The organism is Curtobacterium sp. Csp1 (assembly GCF_013347185.1).
The window spans coordinates 4,146,288-4,166,608 of sequence record NZ_CP054594.1 but is presented as its reverse complement, the minus strand read 5'-3'; the positions used below and the strand labels follow the sequence as shown (position 1 = coordinate 4,166,608).

Sequence of the window (20,321 nt, the reverse complement as noted above, 5' to 3'; positions counted from 1 at the left end):
TCAGGCCTGCACGCGGCGTCTGCTCGGCAGGCGGAAGGCGAACGCGACCGGCGTGTTCCGGAGCGGCACGAACGCGACGAGACCGAAGGTCGTCCCCAGGATCGTCAGGCCCGCGACAGTGAGGGTCGGGTGTGCGACGAGCAGCGGCATCGCCCCGGACCACAGCGCCGCGGCGAGGGTCACGGCGATGATCGCCGTGTGCGTCAGGTAGGGCACCACGGACCAGCGACCGAGTGCACTGATCGGCGTCGCCCATGCGTACCGTGTCGCGGTCCTGGCGGCGAGCAGGACGGCGACGGTACCGACCATCGTCTGGACGACCCCCACCGCGGGCTGGGCCACGCCGCCGAGGCGTGCGTGCAGCTCGCCGAGGACGGCCCAGAGGACCAGCGCGCACACGGATGTGGTCGGCCCGGTGCGTTCGACACGGGCGACGATCGGGGACGCCGCCCGGGCGCCCACGACCGTGAAGAACAGGTAGAGCGGCAGCCCCTGCAGTCCGGGTCCGAGGACGTGCCACGTGTCGTCACCGAGTGCGGTGCGGCCCCAGCCGATCAGAGCCGCGCACATCACGAAGGTCGGGATGAGGACCGCGGCGGTCGGGAGGCGTCTGGTGGCCCAGATGACGACGAGGTGCAGCGCGAGTGCCCACAGGTACCAGATCTCTCCGTTCGGACGGATCGGTGATGCGGCCACGCGGAGGAGTTCACCGACGAGGTCGACCGACGTCCCCGCCGTCACGTCGCGGAGGACGCGGTACCCGAGGACCACGGGCTGCCACAGCGTGTAGAGGTAGCAGAGCGGGAGCACTCGGGCCGCCAGTGTCCGGACCGTCGCGGCCGGATCGGTGAGGGAGCGACCGGAAACGATCCCGGAGACGAGGAAGAACACGGGGAGGGAAGCGAGGAAGCGCTGCAGGAGCCAGGTCGCCTCGGGCGAGGGCGAGGGGCTCCAGGACGTCGCGTGGATCAGCACGATCCCGGCGATCGCCAGGCCCTTCGCCGTGTCCAACCATCCAACGCGCATGCTGCTGATGTTACATATGTAGGATGTCAGATCGGTGTGAATCTGCTGCAGTCGGCCTCAGTCGTGCGAGCGGTCCGTCCGTGGCACGAGCGGCAGCGCCAGCAGGGGCAGCACCGCCACGAGTCCGAACGACGCCGCGAAGCCGAGCGTCCCGACGAGCGCCCCGACCCCGGGGCCGACGGCGCTCGCCGCGAGGAACTGCCCGGTGTTCTGCGTGCCGAGTGCCCGGCCGGACCAGGACGGTCCCGCGGCCTCGGCCACCGACGTGTACGCCAGCCCGTTGTCCGCGACCGTGACGCTCGTCGCGACGAGGAGGAACACCGCTGCTGCCGCCCAGTGCGACACGTCGACGAGCGCCATCACGCCCATCACCGCCGCGGCCGACACCGCCACCACGCGCAGCGGCCCCACGCGGGACCGGGCACGGTCGCTCCATGCCCCGACGAGGATCCGTCCGACGGCGCCGACGAACTGGGACACCCCGACGAGCAGGCCGGCGGCCGGGGTCGACCAGCCGAGCCCCACGAGCCACACCAGTCCGTAGGTCGACAGCGTGAACTGCGGCACCACGAGCAGCACCGACACCGCGTGCACCCGCCACAGGAAGCCGGACGAGCGGTACGGGTTCGCGGCCGTCGTCGAGGCAGCGCCCGGGGCCGGAGCCGTCCGGGCCGGTCGCGGCGGATCGACGATGCCGGCGGCGCACAGCACGGTGAGCACGGCGCTCAGGACGAACGGCAGCACCAGGGCGGCGCGGATGCCGGACCCCTCGGCCAGCTGCGGGACCGTGACCGCCGCGAGCGTCACGCCGAGCGGCTGCGACATCTGCCGGATGCCCATCGCCAGGCCGCGCCGCTCCTTCGGGAACCACCCGACCACGACCCGCCCGCTCGCGGCGTTGGTCGACGCGCTCGTCATGCCCGCCGCCAGGAACGCCACGCCGAGCAGCACCGGGTTCCCCGCGGACAGCCACGCCGCGACCACCGTCACCGTGGTGAGCGCCAGCCCGCCCGCGATCACCACGCGCTCGCCGACCCGGTCGGTCACCGCACCCCAGGCGATGAGCGTGAGGACGAGACCGATCGTGGGTGCGGCGGCGAACAACCCGGCCGACGCGAGCGGCATGCCCTGCGCGACCAGGTGTGGGATGAGCAGGGCCGGCGCTGAGACCACCAGGGTGCCGGCGGCCTGGGCGGCGACGCCGAGGGCGAGCATCGTCCACGCGCGGCGGGGTGTGGTCATCGGTGCAGCCTGTCGTTCTGGATCGGTACCAATTGGTATACCATCACGGTATACCAACCGGGGCCGATCCGCACTAGGCTGGTCCGCCGTGACCGGAACGACGACCGACGACGCGACGACCGACGCCGCCCCGGTGTCGCAGACGAGCCAGCTCTACGACAACCTGCGCGAGGCGATCCTGACCCTCGACATCGCGCCGGGCGAGCGCATCTCGGAGCGCGGACTCGAGAGTCGCTTCCACGCCTCGCGGACGCCCGTGCGCGCGGCGCTGTCCCGCCTCGAGCGCGAGGGCCTCATCCTGCACGAGGGGCGCTCGTGGACGGTCACGCCCATCGACCTCGACGAGATCGCGTCGCTCGCCGAACTGCGCGGGGTCCTCGAGCCCGCTGCTGCTCGGCTCGCCGTCGGCCGGGCCTCCGTCGAACAGCTCGACGAGGTCCGGGCGCACCTGGACGACCTCCGGGGCGCTCCCGACCGCGAAGCCGGCATCCGGATGGGATCGACCTTCCACCTCGACCTCGCCGCGCTCGGCGGCAACCGGTTCATCACCGACACCGTGGCCGACGCCCTCACCCGGCTCGAGCGCACGCGCTGGATCGAGGTGCGCACCGCCGAGGCGCGCGACGCCGCGTGGGCCGAGCACAGTGCCATCCTCGACGCGGTCCGCGACGGCGACGCCGACCGAGCAGCTGACCTGCTCGCCGCGCACGTCGCGGGGACGAACGACCGGCTGCTCAGCTGGATCGCGCAGGAGCGTCGTCGGCTCCGCGGTGCGGGCGTGACGATCGTCGGCTCGGCGGCCGTCCTCGACGAGACCGAGTACCAGCACGCTGACGTCCAGGCCGACGCGAGCTGACCTCACGCGCCAGCCCGACGTGACCCCACGGCAGACCTGCCCGACGTGTCCACCCGGTGGAGGTGACGGCCGCGGACGACCCGCATCGTGCCTCCTGTCCGGGCGTCGCCGCGGCGAACGTCTCGAGTCGCTGGCCCGAGCCTGCCGGGGCCCGCGTCAGGGACGCGCTGCGTCCTCCGACCCCTCGAGCGGATCGGTGACCGATGAGGCGCCGTGCTCGGTGCGGTCGAGCAGCGCGTCGCGCACCTCGGCCTCGTCGGTGGTGAGTCGGATGGCGTGCTTGCTGCCGGACCGGGTCGACTGTGACATGGCGTTCCTCCTGTGTGCGTGGGCATCGGGTGGTGGTACTGAGGTCGGATCAGTGTGCCGCCGCCTGTCCGCGGAGCGCAAGCGATTCCGGCAACCTGTGGAGAAGTCGCGTCGTGCGCCGTGCCTAGGATGGTCCGGCCGCGCCGAGCGCGGCACTGACACGGACACCGGACGGGAGGCACGGCGTGGGTCCGCAGCGCACCGCACCCCCCACGGTCTACGACGTCGCGTCCGAGGCCGGCGTCTCCATCGCGACGGTCTCGCGCGTGCTCCGCACGCCCGACGCGGTCCGCGAGGGAACCCGCCACAGGGTGCAGGCGGCGATCCGGAGCCTCGGCTACGTGCCCTCGGGCACCGCGCGCGCACTGGCAGGACGCCGGACCGGCGTGGTCGGGCTCCTGCTGCCCGGGTTCGACGTCGTACCGGACGAGCGTCCCGACCTCGTCACCGACGGCGGCGTCCGGGTGGTCGACGACCGACGGCACGTGACACAGCCGTTCTCGTCGAACCTGTACTTCGACGAGGTCCTGCGCGGCGCCGAGACCGAGGCGTGGCAGCGCAGCCTGGCGCTCATGGTGGCGGCGGGGCGGGGGTCCTCCCGGGACGTGCTCGTCAACGACGTCGCCGGCCGGGTCGACGGGCTCGCGGTCCTCGCCCAGACCGTGCCGGACGACCTGCTCGAGCACGTCGCCCGCCGTGTCCCGGTGGTGGTGCTCGCGGACGACCGGCGGTCGCACGGGTTCGACTCGGTGAGCGTGGACAACGCGGCGGGGATGCGGACCCTCGCGTCGCACGTGATCGGCCGGCTCGGGATCCGGTCGCTCGTGTACCTGGCCGGGCCGATCGACTCCCCGGACGACATGGAGCGCTCGGCGGGGTTCCGGCAGGCGCTCGACGACCACGACGTGCCGGCCCGGTCCGTGCGGGTCGTGCACGGTGACTTCGGCCGGGCCCGAGCGCGGGAGCTCGCGGCGGGGCTGCTCGACGGTGCCGAGGTGCCGCGGGCGATCGTCTGCTCGAACGACCAGTCCGCGCTCGGGGTGCTCGACGCGGCGGGGGCCCGCGGGCTCCGGGTGCCGGACGACCTGGTGGTGACGGGGTTCGACGGCATCGACGCCGGACGGTTCTCGAGCCCGCGGTTGACGACCGTGCACCAGCCGATGGGGGAGCTCGGGCGTGCCGCGGTCCGGGCGATCGTCGACCGGCTCGAGCGGCGGGAGGGGCCGCCGCGGGCGTTGCGCCTGCCGGTCGAGGTGCTGCTGCGCGAGAGCTGCCCGCCCGCGCTGTAGCGGCGGAGTGCCCCGGGCACCCGCCCCCTCCTCTCCGCCGCGACCAGCCCCGGCCCTCGAGGTGCCGAGATCCTGGACTCTCGATGCTCCGGGCGGCATCGAGTGGCACCCCGACGAGCAGCACGCGGCGAGTCGTGGCACCTCGGCGGGGTGTTGATGCGCGTGTCGGGAGATGAGCGCGCCACATCCGGCGCGCTCGACCCTCGCCGCCGACGATCTGTACCCGCGCCGCGAACGCGAGCGGCACGTCGTGCACACTCGGCGGCCGACGATCGATGAGTCGGGTGGTGTGACGAGCGCGCCACATCCGGCGCGCTCGACCCTCTCCGCCGACGATCTGTGCACCCGCCGCGCACGCGAGCGGCACGTCGTGCACACTCGGCGCCATTCGCCGCGCACTCGAGCGGCACGTCGTGCACGCTCGAGGCCCCGCGTTCGAACGGCGTCCCACCCCGGGAAACAACACGGCCGGTTGCATCCCGTGATGTAAGCGCATACATTGTCCGGGTACCCACTCGACACGGAGGTCGACCGAGCAATGACGCTTCCCCCACAGCGCACGCCGGAGCGCGCCGCGCCGCGCACCCGCGCCCCCGAGCGGTCGCGGCGCCGCGGCCGCCTTGCCGCCGCGCTCGCCGGCATCGCCGTCGTGGCCCTCGCCGCCACCGGCTGCAGCATCCAGGTCCGCTCCCAGCCGGACCCGAGCATCGGCAAGGACACGATGCTCATCAACGCGGACCGCGGCAACCCGCTGTTCGACCGCAACTTCAACCCGTACATCTCGAACGCCCGCACCGCGAGCAAGTGGATGTACGAGCCCCTCATCGAGATCAACCCCCTCGACGGCAAGGGCACCCCGTGGCTGGCGAGCTCGTGGAGCCAGCCGGACGCGAAGACCATCGACATGACGATCCGGAAGGGCGTCGAGTGGTCCGACGGCAGGCAGTTCAGTGCGGAGGACGTCGTCTTCACGTTCGACCTGCTCCAGAAGTTCCCCACGTCGTCTTCCACCTGAAGAGCGACGACGTGCCGAGCCTCAACATCATCGGTGCGACGTACATCCTCCCCGAGCACCACTACGGCAAGATCAAGGACCCCACCACCTGGCGTGACCCGGACCCCGTCGGCACCGGCCCGTTCGTGCTCGGCAACTACTCCGACCAGCAGTACTCGATGGACAAGAACCCGCGGTACTGGCAGGCGGACAAGATCGCCATCAAGCACCTGATCCTGCCGGCGACGAACACGCAGCTCGACACCGTCACGCGCGGCTACGACTGGGCGTACTCGTTCATCTCCGACGTCGAGGGCACCTGGGGTGCGGCGTCCCCCGACAACAAGTGGTGGTTCCCGGCCGGCGGTGTGATCGGCCTCATCCCGAACCTCACGAAGGCGCCGTACAGCGACGTCAATGTCCGCAAGGGCATCTCGTACGCGCTGAACCGCGACGACATCGCCGAGACCGCGTCCGAGGGCAACCTCAGCGCCGCGGGACAGACCGGCCTGATCCTGCCGAACCAGGAGCAGTACCTCGACCCGTCGATCCCCGACAAGGGCATGATCACGCAGGACACCGACCGGGCCCTCGCTGAGTTCGCCAAGTCCGGGTACACCCAGCAGGGCGGCAAGCTCGTCAAGGACGGCAAGCAGCTCGAGATCAGGCTCATGACCGCGAACGGCTACTCGGACTGGCTCCGCGCCGCGCAGCAGGTCCAGCGCGACCTCGGGAAGATCGGCATCAAGGTCGACATCCAGGCGCCGCAGCCCGCGGGGTACCAGCAGAACATCAACAACGGCCAGTTCGACATGGCGATGGGCGGCATGGGGAACGGCGACGTCTTCCAGGCCTACAACTCGCTGCTGTCGAGCGACTTCTACCAGCCGGTCGGCAAGTCGACCGTGAACAACTTCGAGCGGTACCGGAACGCCGACACGCAGCAGCTCCTCGACGCGTACAAGGCGACGACCGACAAGGCCGAGCAGCAGCGGATCCTGAACCAGCTGCAGGGGATCGTGTACGACGACCTGCCCGTGATCGGCATGTACTACGGCGGGCTCTGGGGCCTGTTCAACACCGGCAAGTTCGTCGGCTGGCCGAGCGCGGAGGACCCGTACATGGCACCGCAGAACTACGACTCGGCACCGCTGCTCATCTTCACGAAGCTGCGACTCAGAGACAGTGAAGCGGGCCGGAAGATCATGGAGGAGCAGGCCAAGTGAAGTACATCCTGCAGAAACTCGTCCTCTTCGTCCTCACCCTCTGGGCCGCGGTCACGCTGAACTTCGTGCTCCCGCGCCTCATGCCCGGCAGCCCGTCCGACGCGGCGCTGGCGAAGCTCAGCCAGAACGGCCCCGTCACGGACGCGACCAAGAAGGCCATCGAGGCGCAGCTCGGCGTCCCCTCCGGCAACCTGTGGGACCAGTACGTCAGCTACCTGCACCAGGTCGTCACCCTCGACTTCGGCACGAGCTACACGTTCTACCCGCAGCCCGTCGGTGACCTGGTCGGCCGGGCCTTGCCCTACACGCTCGTGCTCGTCGGCACGGTCACGGTCCTCGCGTTCGTGATCGGCACGCTCATCGGCGTCGCGGCGGCGTGGAAGCGCGGCACCTGGCTCGACTCGCTCCCGACCCTGTCCGGCAGCTTCATGTCGACGTTCCCGTACTTCTGGACGGCGCTCCTGCTGCTGTTCTTCCTCGGCTACGTCCTGCACTGGTTCCCGACCACCGGGGCGTCCTCGGCGACGAGCGTCCCCGGCTGGAACGGCGAGTACGTCGGCGACGTGCTCCTGCACGCGATCCTGCCGGCGGTAACGATCCTCGTGACGAGTCTGGGCGGCTGGATCATCGGCATGCGGAACGCCATGATCAACACCCTCGGCGACGACTACGTCACCTTCGCCGAGGCGAACGGCCTCCGCGGCCGCACGGTCGCCGTCCGGTACGCCGCACGCAACGCGATCCTGCCGAACCTGACCGGCTTCGGCCTGGCCCTCGGCGGTGTCGTCGGCGGCTCGGTCCTGGTCGAGCAGGTGTTCGGCTACCCGGGCATCGGCTACCTGCTGTTCAACGCCGTGATCGGGCAGGACTACCCGCTCATGCAGGCCCTCTTCCTGATGATCACCGTGTCGGTGCTCATCGCCAATTTCATCGTGGACGTCCTCTACGGCGTCCTGGACCCGAGGACGCGCCGATGACGACCAACTCGCGATGGGCGGCGTGCTCTGCCCACAACCACCACCCGAGGACGCGCCGATGACGAACATCAAGGCACCCGACGCAACCGTCGCAGTACGAACGCAAGACACGCAGCACGACCAGCAGGCCCCCTCCAAGCTCCGGTCAGCAGGACGACAGTTCGGCGTCGTCTGGAGCAACACCAAGGCCCGCGTCGGCATCTGCATCCTCGCCTTCTTCGTCCTCGTGGCGATCGCCGCCCCGCTCCTCGCCCCGTACGGCGCCAGCCAGAACGGCTTCGCGCGGAACGCCGACGCCACCTGGGCGCACTGGATGGGCACGACCGCCGCCGGCGAGGACGTCCTCTCCCAACTGATCTACGGCGCCCGGGTCTCCGTGCTCGTCGGCGCGGTCGCGGGCTTCCTGTCCACGCTCGTCGCCGTCGCGATCGGTCTGAGCTGGGGCTACATCCGCGGCTGGGTCGCCGAGGTCATCGGGTTCATCGTCAACCTGTTCCTCGTCATCCCGGGTCTGCCGCTCATGATCGTCATCGCGGCCTACCTGCAGAACGGCGGCATCGCGGTCATCATCGCCGTGATCGTCGTGACCGGTTGGGCCTGGGGCGCGCGCGTGCTCCGCTCCCAGACGCAGTCCCTCCGGAGCCGCGACTTCGTCACGGCGGCGCAGTTCTCCGGTGACGGTGCGACCCGCATCGTGTTCCGCGAGATCCTGCCGAACATGACGTCCCTGATCGTCGGCAGCTTCTTCGGTGCGGCGACGAGCGCGATCCTCGCCGAGGCGGGCCTGGAGTTCCTGGGGCTCGGCGACTCGTCGATCGTCAGCTGGGGCACGATCCTCTACTGGGCGCAGAACTCGAACGCGCTGCTCACCGGCCAGTGGATCCTGCTGTTCGCCCCCGGTCTCTGCATCGCCCTCCTGGCGATGAGCCTCACCCTCATCAACTTCGGCGTCGACGCCGTGTCCAACCCGCGGCTGCGCGAGGGCGCGCGCCGCAAGAAGGAGGCAGCAGCATGAGCGGCCAGACACCCGACGTGACCAGCGACGGCCTGGAGGCCCGTGGCGGCGCCGCCACGCGCCTCCCGTCCGACGCCACGCACGCGACGCAGGACGTCCTGCTCGACGTCCGCGACCTGTCGGTCGTCTACGAGTCGGCCGGCCAGACGGCCGTCCAGGCCGTCGACCACGTGTCGTTCAGCCTGCGCAAGGGCGAGTTCGTCGGCCTGGTCGGCGAGTCCGGCTCGGGCAAGTCGACCCTCGGCTACGCGCTCACCCGGCTGCAGAAGCCGCCGGCGCGGACCAACGGCGGCAGCATCGTCTTCGCCGGGAGCGACATCCGCGACCTCGACGACGAGGCGCTGCGCCAGCAGCGGCAGGGCGGATTCGCGATGGTGCTGCAGTCCGGCATGAACGCGCTCAACCCGGTGCGGACCGTCCGCAACCACTTCGTCGACGTGTTCAAGGCCCACGGCCACGTGCCGCGCGAGCGCTGGGACGCGCGGATGCGGGAGCTCGTCAGCAAGGTGAAGCTGCCCGAGACGATGCTCGCGCGGTACCCCGGGGAGCTCTCCGGCGGCATGCGCCAGCGCGTCTCGATCGCCCTCGCGCTGTCGCTCGAGCCGCAGCTCATGGTGTTCGACGAGCCGACGACGGCCCTCGACGTGCTCGTGCAGCACGCCGTGATGGACACGATCATCGAGCTGCAGCGCTCCGAGGGCTTCACGGCGATCCTGATCAGCCACGACCTCGGCATCGTGCTCGAGGCGACCGAGCGCGTGCTCGTCATGCACGAGGGGCGGATCGTCGAGGACGGTCGCTCGCTCGGGGTCCTCCGCGACCCGCAGGACGACTACACGAAGATGCTGCTGTCGCACTACGCGGACCCGCGCGCCGCGGTGGTCTCGCTGCCCGGCTTCCCCGACCGGTCGCTCCGTTCGTCCGAGGGGGCGACGCGACGACAGACGACCTCGTCGTTCAGCACCGTCGGGTCCCGCGAACGCAGCGCCGCCCGCAACCCGATCGTCGTCGACCACCTCGTGAAGACGTACCCGGCGCCCCGCCGCGGCGAACAGCCCGTGCAGGCCGTCCGCGACGTGTCGTTCACGCTCGAGCCCGGGCAGTCGCTCGCCCTCGTCGGCCAGTCCGGCTCGGGCAAGTCGACGATCGCGAAGATGCTCACCGGTGTCGAGCAGCCGACGAGCGGCACGGTGCGCTTCGGCGACACGGACGTGGCTCGTCTGGGCAGGAGGGGCCTGAAGGACCTGCGCTCCGAGGTGCAGATGGTGTTCCAGGACCCCATCGCGAACTACACGAGACTCCGCGGCCGCGATGCCCGTCGCCGGATGCTCGAGATCCTCGAGACCGTGGGCCTGACGCCCGTCGAGCAGTTCGCGCAGAAGCTCCCGCACCAGCTCTCCGGCGGGCAGCGGCAGCGCGTGGTGATCGCTCGGGCGCTCGCGAGCGACCCGCAGGTGATCATCGCCGACGAGCCCGTCTCGATGCTCGACGTGACGCTGCGCGCGGGCGTGCTCGCGCTGCTCGAGGACCTGCGCGAGCAGTGGGGCGTCTCACTCCTCTACATCACGCACGACCTGCTGAGCGCCCGACTCATCACCGACGACATCATGGTGCTGCACGACGGCGCCGTGGTGGAGCTGGGTCGCACGGCCGAGGTGCTGCAGCACCCGCAGGACGACTACACGGTCGCGCTGCTGGACGCGGTGCCGAACCCGCGGCGGACACTGCTCGCATGAGCACCCTCCACGAGTTCCCCGTCGTCGCGCCGTTCGGCCACCTGCCCACCCCCGAGGGAGTCGACACCGTCGGCATCGACCTGCCCGTCGGGCGGCTCACCGCCTACCGCGTGGTCCCGGACGGGCCGTCGAAGGGCGTCGTGCTCGTCGTCCCCGGGTACACCGGCTCGAAGGAGGACTGGCGCACCTTCATGCCGCTCCTGCGCGAGGCCGGCTGGACCGCGGTCGCGATCAGCCGCCGCGGCCAGGCCGACTCCGCGGCGCCGACGAGCCCGTCGGACTACTCGCTCGAGGAAGAAGCGGCCGACGTCGTCCGGGTCGCCGCCCTGCTCGACGACGGCGCCCCCGTGCACCTGATCGGCCACTCGCTCGGGGGTGTGATCGCACGCGCCGCGGCCATCGCGTCCCCGCAGTCGTTCCGGAGCGTCGTGCAGTTCTGCTCCGGGCCGTACGGCTGGCCCTACCGCAAGGTCGCCGAGCTGACGATCCTGCACGACACCGGCGGGAACCTCCGTCAGCTGTTCGACTCGACGAACCCGCTGTGGGCCGGGCGTCCGGACGACGAGCTCCCCGACGACGCCCGGATGGTCCGCGACCGCTTCGACGCGACGAGCCCCCTGAGCGTCGTCGCCGGCGGGCACATCCTCGAGGACCACACCGACTCCTCCGCCGAGCTCCGCGCGACCGGGCTGCCGGTCCTCGTGGCGCACGGCGAGTGGGACGGTGCCTGGCCGATCCCGTGGCAGCGGCAGATGGCGGAGGACACCGGCGCCCGGTACGAGGTCGTCCCCACGAGCTACCACGGCCCCCACGTCGAGAACCCCGGCGCGACCATCGCGCTGTTCGACGACTTCCTGTCGGCGCACTGACGCCGGCGCACTGAAAGGACCCATCATCACCACGCTGCAGTTCCCCGACGGCTTCCTCTGGGGTGCCGCCACCGCCGCCCACCAGATCGAGGGCAACAACGTGAACTCGAACTGGTGGGTGCACGAGCACGAACCGGACACCACCATCGTCGAGCCCTCCGGCGACGCCGCGGACAGCTACCACCGCTACCGCGAGGACATCCGCATCGCCGCCGACCTCGGCCTGAACTCCTACCGGTTCAGCATCGAGTGGGCGCGCATCGAGCCCGAGCGCGGGTTCGTCTCCCGCGCCGAGGTCGACCACTACCGCCGGATGGTCGAGGCCTGCCACGACGCCGGCATCGAACCGATCGTCACCCTCATGCACTTCACCGTGCCGCGCTGGTTCGAGCGCGACGGCTTCTGGCGCGCCGACGACGCCGCGGACCTGTTCGCCCGCTACACCGAGGCCGCGCTGCCCGTCGTGCAGGACGGGGTCCGCTTCGTCTGCACGATCAACGAGCCGAACATCGCCGCGATGCTCGCCGGCGGCGAGGACGCCGCGAACCTCGTCGCGTACGGCCTGCCGAACCCCGACCTGCACGTGGCGGACCAGCTGCTCGCGTCGCACCGGCGCTCCCGCGAGGTCCTGTCGCAGGTCCCCGGCATCCAGTCCGGCTGGACCATCGCCACGCAGGCGTTCCGCGCGAACGCTCGAGCAGGCCGCCGGCGACGACTTCCTCGGTGTGCAGGCCTACACCCGCACCTTCATCGGTGCCTCGGGCCCGGTGCCGGTCGCGGACGACGTCGAGACGACCCTGACCGGGTGGGAGTTCTACCCCGAGGCCTCGGCCGACGGACTCCGCAGCGCGTGGGAGCTTTCCGGTCACGTCCCGCTGATGATCACCGAGAACGGGATCGCCACGGCCGACGACTCCCGCCGGGTCGCCTACACGCAGGGCGCCCTCGAGGGCATCCACCGCTGCATCGAGGACGGCATCCAGGTGCTCGGCTACCAGCACTGGTCCCTGCTCGACAACTACGAGTGGGCCTCCGGCTACCGGCCGACCTTCGGGCTCGTGGCGTGGGACCGGGAGACGTTCGCGCGGAGCAGGCGAACGCGCTCGAGACGCGTCGCTGACGCGACCCCACGACGGACTGGAGGCGCGGTGCCAGCTGGCACCGCGCCTCCAGCTCATCAGGTGGTCGCGTCCGGAGCGGGCCGGTCGAACCAGGCGAGCAGCGCCTCCTCGGCCTTGCGCGAGCCGCGCTCGCGCGCGATGTCCAGGGCGGTCCGGCCCGCTGCATCCGGCAGCGTGACGTCCGCACCGCGCTCGAGGAGCGCCTCCGTCGTGCCGCGACGGTCGAACCAGGCCGCGGCGTGCAGCGGGGCGAAGCCCCATCGGGTGTCGACCTCGTCGATGTCGGCCGGGTCCGCCCCGAAGCCGTCGAGTTCGAGTGACAGCCCGCCGACGTCTCCGTGGCCCGCAGCCCGCACCGCGGGGGCGGCCCACTCGAGCCAGCCGTCCGGCACCGGGCCGTGCCAGCCGTGGACCGGACGCTCCTCGAGGGCGGCCCACTCGAACTCCGCGACCGGCCGGACCTCGATCACCACGTCGCGGAAGTGCACCGCGAGCTCGCCGGTGGGGGAGAGCAACAGCCGGAGCTCCCACACGTCGGCGTCCACGTGCGCGATCTCGCCTCGGGACACCTGCACGTCCCCCGCGAGGACCGCCAGCGCTGTCGTGTCCGCCGGCTCGAGGACCGCACGGTGGAACTCGAGCGTCACGCGGGCGTGGTTCCACCGGCGCCACAGGCCGTCCGGGGTGTCGAGGACCTCGTCGGTCCGGACCACGACGGCCGCGCGCACGGAGCTCGTGGGGGCCTCGTCGATGCCCGCGGTGTCGCCGCCCGGTGTCTCGGTCACCTGCCATTCGGCGATCCTGGACTCGTTCCAGGAGACCGAGGCGAGTGCGGCGACGGACGGCGGGGCATCGGTGACCAGGCGCGCGAGGTGTTCGGCGTAGCCCTCGACGTCTTCGAGGGACACGTACCCGACCCCGGGCCAGCCCACTCGACTCCATCGCACGGTCTCGACGTTACCGGTGTTCCTGCGGCACCGGGCGTGCGTACTCGCGGACCGGCCGGCCCGACCACGCTGCCACGACCCCGATCCCGCGGAGCAGGGTGCGCAGCGCCGCGGCACCGCGCTGCTGGCGGTTGACCAGCGGCGCAGTGACCAGCCGGCCGGAGCCGACGACGATGCGCGCGAGACCGCCGAGCAGGACCGCGAAGCGCGCCGGGGGAGTGCCACGAGGGCTTCGGTGTTGCCGCTGCGGACGGCCCGCCGGAGGATCCCTCGTGGACGACGGCACCCTCGCACCAGACGATCCGTCCGCCCCTGCTGGTGAGCTGCCGGGTCAGCATGATGTCCGACCCGCCGGTCGTCCCCAGGCGGAGGTCGAACCGGAGGTCGCGAGCACGCAACGCGTCGACGGACAGCAGCAGGTTGTTCGTCGCCGCAGTCGGGCACGGAGCGCCGTCGGCGAAGTCCGGACGGATGAAGAAGTTGCCGAGGAGCGCCCACCGTGGCGGGTCCACCGCGAACGAGAACTCGACGGGTCCGGTCACACCGTCGGCGTCGGAGCGCCGCCGCACGTCCGTCAACCGCAGCAACCAGCCCGGATCGACTTCCTCGTCGTCGTCGACGAAGCAGACCCAGCGGTACGTGTCGGCGGCGCGGAGCGCAGCGTTGCGCGCGGCGGCGATGCCCGGCGCGGGTTCCGCGACGAGCCGCACCGGGAAGCCCAGCTCGCCGCGGACACCGTCGACCGCAGGTGTGGCACTGTGCCGCGGGTCGTTGTCCACGACGAGCACGTCGAACGGCGGAGCGTCCACCATCCGCTCGAGCGACCGGAGGAGTGCGACGAGACCGTCCGGCCGCCGGAAGGTCGCGACGGTGACCAGGATCCCGGCGCGCTGCACGGCGGTCACCGGGCGCCCCACTTGGCCGGTGCTGCGACGGCGGCGAACAGCCTCCGGTAGGTCAACGCTCGCGACACGTCGAGTGGGGCGATCGCCCGCAGCCGATGCAGGTCCGCGATGCGACGACCAGCGGGTGGCGCCGACGGCCTGGTCGACGTGCAGCCGGTACTCGATCACGGGGCCGTCGTCGAGCACCAGCGCACCCGCCGCCGCGGCACACAGCGAGTACCAGCGGTCGTGCAACCACCCGGTCGGGACGGACGGTGCCGTCCGGACCAGCGCTCCGCTGACCGCCATCGCCGCGCCGGTCGCGACCGGTGTCCGGATCACGGCGTGCAGCTGCGCGTCACGGGTGCGGTCCGCGAAGCGGTCCGGCCGCGGGTAGAGGTCGCTGAGCAATCCGGGCAGCGGGTCGCCGGAACCATCGATGAGTCGCGCGTCCGAGGCCACTGCCAGGGCATCGTTGCGGACGACCTGCGCAACCTGTCGCTCGATGCGGTCAGGGAGCCACACGTCGTCCTGGTCCGCGAAGAGCACGACGTCGGACGCGCCGATCCGTGCGTGCCGAAGGGCTGCGGCGAAGTTCTGTCCGATCCGGGCGAGCAGGGCGTCTCCCGGGACGCCGGGGGTGCTCGCGGCGACGACCCGGACGGGGAGACGGTCCGCGGCGGCCGCGATGACCTGCCGCGTGGCGGCCGAGGAACCGTCGTCGAGGACGACCAGCTCGTCCAGCGACACGGTCTGTTCCGCCATCGACTCGAGCTGACGGCGCAGGAGATCACCACCGTCGCGGGTCGCGAGGACGCACACCACACGGCGGGTGTCGTGGGAGAGGTCAGCGTGCACGGACGGTCCTCCTGGATCGGTGGCGGACGGGGCGGTCGTCGGCGAGGGCGGCCGGCGCGGTGGCGTCCGGCGCGGTGGGAGCCGTGGTCGTCGGTGCCCCGGGGGTCAGCAGGGAGAGCATCAGGACGAGCGGCACCGTGGCGCGGAACGCGTCGAACGAGCAGAAGACGACGACGACGATGACGCTCAGCGCGCGGACGGTCCGGTCGCCGTTCCGGAACCAGGTCGCCAGGAGTGCGACGAGGGCGACGAGCCCGAGCACACCCTGTGTGGCGAGCGCAGCTCACGGAGTGCGAGCTCGGAGCCGTACCCCGAACCGAACAGTGACTGGACGACCGGGCGGCCGAGGAGTGCCGGCGCGGAGTCGATCGACTCCGCGCGGTTCGTGTAGGAACCCGAGTCCAGCAGGACGGCGACGGCCTGGGCGATGTCATCGCTGCCGACCGCGGCCACCACCGCGGCGACCACGGCGAGCAGGAGCACCCGTTCGGTGCGGCTGCGCTGGGCCGTCATCGTGAGCCACACCACCGCGGCGCTGAGCGCGAGGACCACGCTCCGCGAACCGGTGACGACCAGGGTGAGGAGCAGGAGCGCCAGGACGAGGGCCTTCGTCCAACCCGAGAGCCGCTCGTCCATCAGCACGAGGACGGCGCCGAACGCGATGAGGAGTCCGAGCAGGAGCGGGTGCACCACCGAGCCGGCGGCGCGCAGGAACTCGCCCCCGAGCAGGAAGTTCGGGGACGGCGTCTCGGCGCCGTACTCCCAGACGCCAGGTCTTCCGAGCACGAACACGAAGAAGAGCGCGAGGACCGACTCGATCACCGCGAACCACACCACTGCACGCCGGACGAACCGGACGTCGCGTGGCGTGCAGCGAGCGGCCGCGAGCACGGTGCTCAGGGCGACGCCGGCGAACTGCGGGATCTCGACAGCGGCGCTCGGGCGGAGTCCGCCCAGGAAGACGAGCGCCAGGGTGATCGTCACGTGGGCGACCCACAGACCGATCGTCAAGCTCGTCGGGACAGAGGCTCGGAACGACCCGGGGACGAGTGCGGCCGCCGTCGAGAGGACGACCGCAGCTGCGATCACCGGACCGGTGATCTCGACCGGGATGCCGAACCCGCCGGCGGCGAGGACGAGCCCGATCGCAGCACTGATCAGGAACCCGCGCACGACCTGCGGCGGGCACAACTGCCGGATGAACACGGCGGCGACCGCTGCGGCGAAGGCTGCGAGGGCGATGGTCATCGGGTTCCTCCACGCGGCCAGCGGCGTGCGCAGCGGGCGAACTGCACGCCGCCCGCCGCCGCTTCGGCCACCACCAGGGCCGCCATGGTGCCGACGGCCCCGGAGGACGGTGTCAGGAACGCGATGCTCGGTAGGGCGACCGCGGCCGCGACCACGGCGGCGATCGCGATCCAGCTGGCCTCTCCCAGTGCGACGAGCGTCAGCCCCCCGCCCCGGTTGCAGCAGACGAGCAGCGCCAGCGCTGCCGCCCACCCGACGACCGCGCTGTCGGCGATGACTTCCCCGCTGAAGAGCACCGGCACCGCCACCGGCATGGCGACGAGCACGGCGGCGGCACTGGCCACCCCGAGCGTGACGTTGACCAGGAGCGCGGAACGGAGACGAGCAGACCGCTGCGACTCCAGCGCAGCACCCACCCAACTCTGCAGCCGCGTCGGCACCGCGGTCGCGACCCCCAGCCCCATGCGCAGGGGGCGGTCGACCGCGGCGTAGACCGGGACTGCACACGGTGACGGCGCGACCGGCCACCAGGACGCGCTGGTCGAGGACGACTCGCAGGGATGCGCGGAAGTCGGCACCGCTCGGCCAGTGGGGGAGCCCCGGAACGGTGCCGGCGAGGACGACCGTGGTCACCGCCGCGATGAACAGGCCACAGCCGTAGGCCTCGAGCGGTCCACCACCGGCGACGAGCAGTGCGCCGCCGAGCACGCAGACGGCGCGGGGGAGGCTGTCGACCAACAGGATCAGCTCCGGTCGGTTCACGCCGACGAGGTACCAGCTCGGCGTGAGGGTCGCGAGCACGAGTGCCACCGCGCACAGTGACGCCGCGACGGGCGCAGTCTGCGCGAGCACCGCGGCCGCGAGGGCCGCGAGCGGGGCGATCACGGCCACGGCCACCAGGCGAGACGCCAGCGACCGGCTGTACAGCGTGCGACGACCAGCGGGATCGCCCGCGACGCGTTGCGGACCGATGACGCCCCAGCCGAGCTCTGCGAAGACGGCACCGGTCCCGCCGGCTGCCAGGCCGATCGCGACGTCACTCCACCCCGCGGCACCGTACTGGTCCGCGATCGCGGGGAGCGCCACGAGCGGGGAGACCGCGGACACGACCGGCACGAGGACGAAGCTCGCAGAGCGCGAGATCTCACGGAGAGCAGCGTTCGAAGGCACGACCAAAACCTAGCATGTGAAATACTATTAGGTCAATCTGGCCCAGAACTCGTCGAAGCGCCGCTCGACGTACGCCTCGAGGCGGTCGTCCACGGGGACCTCGTCCGGCGTCGGGTGGACCGTTTCGATGGCCTCGGCCAGTCGTACCGGGTCGCCAGCGGGGACCTCGACGAGGCGGGCACCGACGATGTCGCGGATCTCCGCGAGTGCCGTCGATCGGCGGGTGATCACGACGCGACCGGATGCGAGACCCTGCCACACCTTGTTCGGGATCACGGAAGCGGCCTTCGACGACGTGCCGAAGACACCGAGGACGACGTCGTGCCGCGCGATCTCGGTCGCGAGGAGGTCGGTCGACACCGGGTCGACGAAGCGCACGCGGTCCTGCAGACCAACGTCGACGACCGCCCGCTCCGTCGCCGGACGGGCGGCACCGGCGCCGACGAAGGTGGCGACGACGTCGCGCCGCGACACGGCCCGCCCCAGGGCGCGGACGATGACCGGGACTCCGTGCAACGGGATGTAGTTGCCGTAGTACAGGACCCGCAACGGCTCGGCGGCGGTCCGCGGTGGCGTGTGCGCAGCCCAGCGCGGTGCGCCGACCGGCAGGGTCGCGACGGTCGTCCGGGGTGCTGTGCGGCGGACCGCCGTGGCTCGGACGTCGGTGTCGACGAGGTAGACGTCGGCGACCCGACGGGCGAAGGCGTCCTGCAGTCGGTACCGCAGCGCGCGCGGCGACCCGGGGGCCGTGACCTGCCAGTCCTCGACGTGGGTCTCGTGCAGACCGATGAAGCCGTCCACCACGAGCCGGGCCCCGCGGATCCGAGCGACGGCTGCGGTCACCGGCGTGAACTTGAGCTGCATCTCGGCGAGCAGCAGGACGTCCCCACGACGCGTTGCCCGCACGAGGCGGACGGCGTCGACGAGCGCCTGTCGCAGGACGCCACCAGTCGTCGACGGCGGGACCACCTCGACGTCTGCTCCGCGCCGACGGAGGTCCGCGATGATCCGCTGCGAACGGGGGTACTGCGGGTCGACCGCTCGGTGCACGACGATGCGCGGCCGGATGCTCCTCGGGCCGTGGGCCGCGTCTCGGCGACGGGTCATGCGGGCGACGGTCCCGATGTCTCCGACCGCGACCGGCGAGCGGTCGGGCGGTTCGGGAGCGGCGCGGCGCTCGCGGTGGTCCCGTAGTACGCGGCGTAGGCGCCGTAGCTGCCGTAGCCCTGCACTTCTTGTGACGGCACGAGGGTCGCCACGAGCCCGAGGACACGGCTCCCGATCGTCTCGAGGAGCTCGATCGCCTCGGCGAACTGAGCGCGCGTGGCCCGCTTCGATCCACTGACGACGATGACGCCTCGGGTCGAGCGACTGATCACGGCGGCGTCGGTCACCGGGAGCAGCGGCGGTGCATCCACGAGGACGACGTCGAAGCGCCCGGTGAGCTCGGCGAGGAGCGCCTGCATGCCGACGGAGCCGAGGAGCTCGCTCGGGTTGGGCGGGATGGCGCCGGCGGGCAGTACCTGGAGTCCGTTGTTCCCCCACGGCTGGAGCAGGTCGTCGAGTTCTGCGGCACCGATGAGGACGTCGGTCAGCCCCGCTGCTCCCTCGATCCCCATGAGTTCCGCGCCCCGCGGTCGCCGCAGATCGCCGTCCACGAGCACGACGGACGCGCCGGTCTCGGCGATCGCGACGGCGAGGTTGGCCGCCGTCGTGGACTTGCCCTCGCTGGGGACGGCGCTCGTGATGACGAAGCTCCGCTCGCTCGCGCCGATGTCGACGAACTGCAGGTTCGTGCGGAGCGTCCGGAAGGACTCGGCGATCGGGCCCTTCGGCTTGCTGTGCACGACGAGCGGGTGCCGGTCGATGTCCGGTGCGAGACCGATCGTGCCGATGACCGGCACGTCGGTGATCGCCTCGAGGTCGGCCTTCGAGTGGATCCGCGTGTCGAGCGCGCGTCGAGCGAGCAGCAGGCCGAGCCCCGCCGCGGAGCCGAGCACGACCGAGAGCCCGAGGGTGACCGCGAGCTTCGGGTCCGACGGGGCGGTGGGGACGGTGGCCGGCTCGAGGACGTCGATCGACACGGGGCTCGAGCCCCCCGTGGTCGGGGCCTCGATGCCGTTCGAGATCACCGAGGCGAAGTTCTTCGAGATGGAGTTCGCGATCTGCGCGGCACGGCTCGGATCGGTGTCGGCGACCACGAGGTCGATCAGGACGGTGTTCGTCGGTGTGGATGCCTTGACGTGACCTGCCAGGGCCGCGGGCGAGGTCTTCAGGTCGAGGTCGTCGATCACGGGCGTGAGGACACGCGAACTCGTGATGACCCCGACGTAGGACTTGACCTTGAGTTGCGCGGCGCTGCTGCCCTGCACGACCTCGACCGCGCTGCCCTCGTCGACGGACTTCACGGCGACGAACAACTGCGCCTTCGCCTCGTACACCGGGGTGGTGGTGAGGAAGGCGACTGCCCCGACTGCGACGCCGACGAGGGTCGTCGCGAGGAGCGTGACCCAACCCCGGCGAACGAGGCGGAGGAGTTCGGGGAACTGCATGG

General features: G+C 71.6%; 16 protein-coding genes and 3 pseudogenes. 9 read left to right on the top strand and 10 right to left on the bottom strand.

Annotated features, from left to right (window positions below; genetic code table 11):
* Both HUN58_RS20065 and HUN58_RS20060 read right to left on the bottom strand, forming a co-directional pair.
* Complete coding sequence (locus HUN58_RS20065) at nt 1-1,026, bottom strand: acyltransferase (protein WP_114850319.1); 1,026 nt, start codon at nt 1,024-1,026, stop codon at nt 1-3.
* A 57-nt stretch (nt 1,027-1,083) separates the two neighbouring features.
* A complete protein-coding gene (locus HUN58_RS20060; RefSeq protein ID WP_217488566.1) occupies nt 1,084-2,268 on the bottom strand; it encodes an MFS transporter in 1,185 nt (394 codons plus the stop codon).
* An 88-nt stretch (nt 2,269-2,356) separates the two neighbouring features.
* Here HUN58_RS20060 and HUN58_RS20055 point away from each other — a divergent pair, with 88 nt between their 5' ends.
* Nucleotides 2,357-3,124, top strand: a complete 768-nt coding sequence (locus HUN58_RS20055) for a GntR family transcriptional regulator (RefSeq protein ID WP_141860138.1) — start codon at nt 2,357-2,359, stop codon at nt 3,122-3,124.
* 156 nt (nt 3,125-3,280) lie between these two features.
* Here the strand turns inward: HUN58_RS20055 and HUN58_RS20050 are convergent, their stop codons facing one another.
* Entirely contained in the window at nt 3,281-3,433 is a 153-nt protein-coding gene (locus HUN58_RS20050; RefSeq protein WP_167509982.1) for a hypothetical protein, read from the bottom strand.
* A 185-nt stretch (nt 3,434-3,618) separates the two neighbouring features.
* On the opposite strand from HUN58_RS20050, the gene HUN58_RS20045 reads away from it, so the two are divergent.
* The 8 genes and pseudogenes from HUN58_RS20045 to HUN58_RS20845 all read left to right on the top strand — a co-directional run.
* Nucleotides 3,619-4,722 (top strand): LacI family DNA-binding transcriptional regulator, encoded by a 1,104-nt coding sequence (locus HUN58_RS20045; protein ID WP_254631576.1) that lies wholly within the window; start codon nt 3,619-3,621, stop codon nt 4,720-4,722.
* 538 nt (nt 4,723-5,260) lie between these two features.
* Nucleotides 5,261-6,942, top strand: a pseudogene (locus HUN58_RS20040) (ABC transporter substrate-binding protein).
* Complete coding sequence (locus HUN58_RS20035) at nt 6,939-7,919, top strand: ABC transporter permease (RefSeq protein WP_114850316.1); 981 nt, start codon at nt 6,939-6,941, stop codon at nt 7,917-7,919. Before HUN58_RS20040 ends, HUN58_RS20035 begins: the two are co-directional and overlap by 4 nt.
* Nucleotides 7,920-7,977: 58 nt before the next feature.
* The gene (locus HUN58_RS20030; protein ID WP_114850315.1) at nt 7,978-8,934 is read left to right on the top strand and encodes an ABC transporter permease; all 957 of its coding nucleotides are present in this window, start codon (nt 7,978-7,980) and stop codon (nt 8,932-8,934) included.
* Nucleotides 8,931-10,670: an ABC transporter ATP-binding protein gene (locus HUN58_RS20025; protein WP_208745708.1), complete on the top strand. Its 1,740-nt coding sequence runs from the start codon at nt 8,931-8,933 to the stop codon at nt 10,668-10,670. The genes HUN58_RS20030 and HUN58_RS20025 overlap by 4 nt, the downstream gene beginning before the upstream one ends.
* Nucleotides 10,667-11,539 carry an alpha/beta fold hydrolase gene (locus HUN58_RS20020; RefSeq protein ID WP_180225740.1) on the top strand — a complete coding sequence of 291 codons (873 nt, stop codon included), beginning with the start codon at nt 10,667-10,669 and terminating at the stop codon, nt 11,537-11,539. Before HUN58_RS20025 ends, HUN58_RS20020 begins: the two co-directional genes overlap by 4 nt.
* A gap of 10 nt (nt 11,540-11,549) precedes the next feature.
* Nucleotides 11,550-12,002: pseudogene (locus HUN58_RS20850) on the top strand (family 1 glycosylhydrolase); the annotation flags it as partial.
* A 262-nt stretch (nt 12,003-12,264) separates the two neighbouring features.
* Nucleotides 12,265-12,576, top strand: a pseudogene (locus HUN58_RS20845) (family 1 glycosylhydrolase); the annotation flags it as partial.
* A 140-nt stretch (nt 12,577-12,716) separates the two neighbouring features.
* Here HUN58_RS20845 and HUN58_RS20010 read toward each other — a convergent pair.
* The 7 genes from HUN58_RS20010 to HUN58_RS19980 all read right to left on the bottom strand — a co-directional run bounded on the left by HUN58_RS20010 (nt 12,717) and on the right by HUN58_RS19980 (nt 20,319).
* Complete coding sequence (locus HUN58_RS20010; RefSeq protein WP_208745296.1) at nt 12,717-13,445, bottom strand: ankyrin repeat domain-containing protein; 729 nt, start codon at nt 13,443-13,445, stop codon at nt 12,717-12,719.
* Nucleotides 13,442-15,349, bottom strand: a complete 1,908-nt coding sequence (locus HUN58_RS20005; protein ID WP_208745707.1) for a glycosyltransferase — start codon at nt 15,347-15,349, stop codon at nt 13,442-13,444. Before HUN58_RS20005 ends, HUN58_RS20010 begins: the two co-directional genes overlap by 4 nt.
* Nucleotides 15,339-15,611 carry a hypothetical protein gene (locus tag HUN58_RS20000; RefSeq protein WP_208745706.1) on the bottom strand — a complete coding sequence of 91 codons (273 nt, stop codon included), beginning with the start codon at nt 15,609-15,611 and terminating at the stop codon, nt 15,339-15,341. Before HUN58_RS20000 ends, HUN58_RS20005 begins: the two co-directional genes overlap by 11 nt.
* Nucleotides 15,536-16,597, bottom strand: a complete 1,062-nt coding sequence (locus HUN58_RS19995) for a hypothetical protein (RefSeq protein ID WP_208745705.1) — start codon at nt 16,595-16,597, stop codon at nt 15,536-15,538. The genes HUN58_RS20000 and HUN58_RS19995 overlap by 76 nt, the downstream gene beginning before the upstream one ends.
* Nucleotides 16,594-17,061: a hypothetical protein gene (locus HUN58_RS19990; protein WP_208745704.1), complete on the bottom strand. Its 468-nt coding sequence runs from the start codon at nt 17,059-17,061 to the stop codon at nt 16,594-16,596. The genes HUN58_RS19995 and HUN58_RS19990 overlap by 4 nt, the downstream gene beginning before the upstream one ends.
* A gap of 733 nt (nt 17,062-17,794) precedes the next feature.
* Nucleotides 17,795-18,874 carry a glycosyltransferase gene (locus HUN58_RS19985; RefSeq protein ID WP_180225737.1) on the bottom strand — a complete coding sequence of 360 codons (1,080 nt, stop codon included), beginning with the start codon at nt 18,872-18,874 and terminating at the stop codon, nt 17,795-17,797.
* Nucleotides 18,871-20,319 carry a polysaccharide biosynthesis tyrosine autokinase gene (locus tag HUN58_RS19980; protein WP_180225736.1) on the bottom strand — a complete coding sequence of 483 codons (1,449 nt, stop codon included), beginning with the start codon at nt 20,317-20,319 and terminating at the stop codon, nt 18,871-18,873. Before HUN58_RS19980 ends, HUN58_RS19985 begins: the two co-directional genes overlap by 4 nt.
* Nucleotides 20,320-20,321 lie beyond the last annotated feature (2 nt).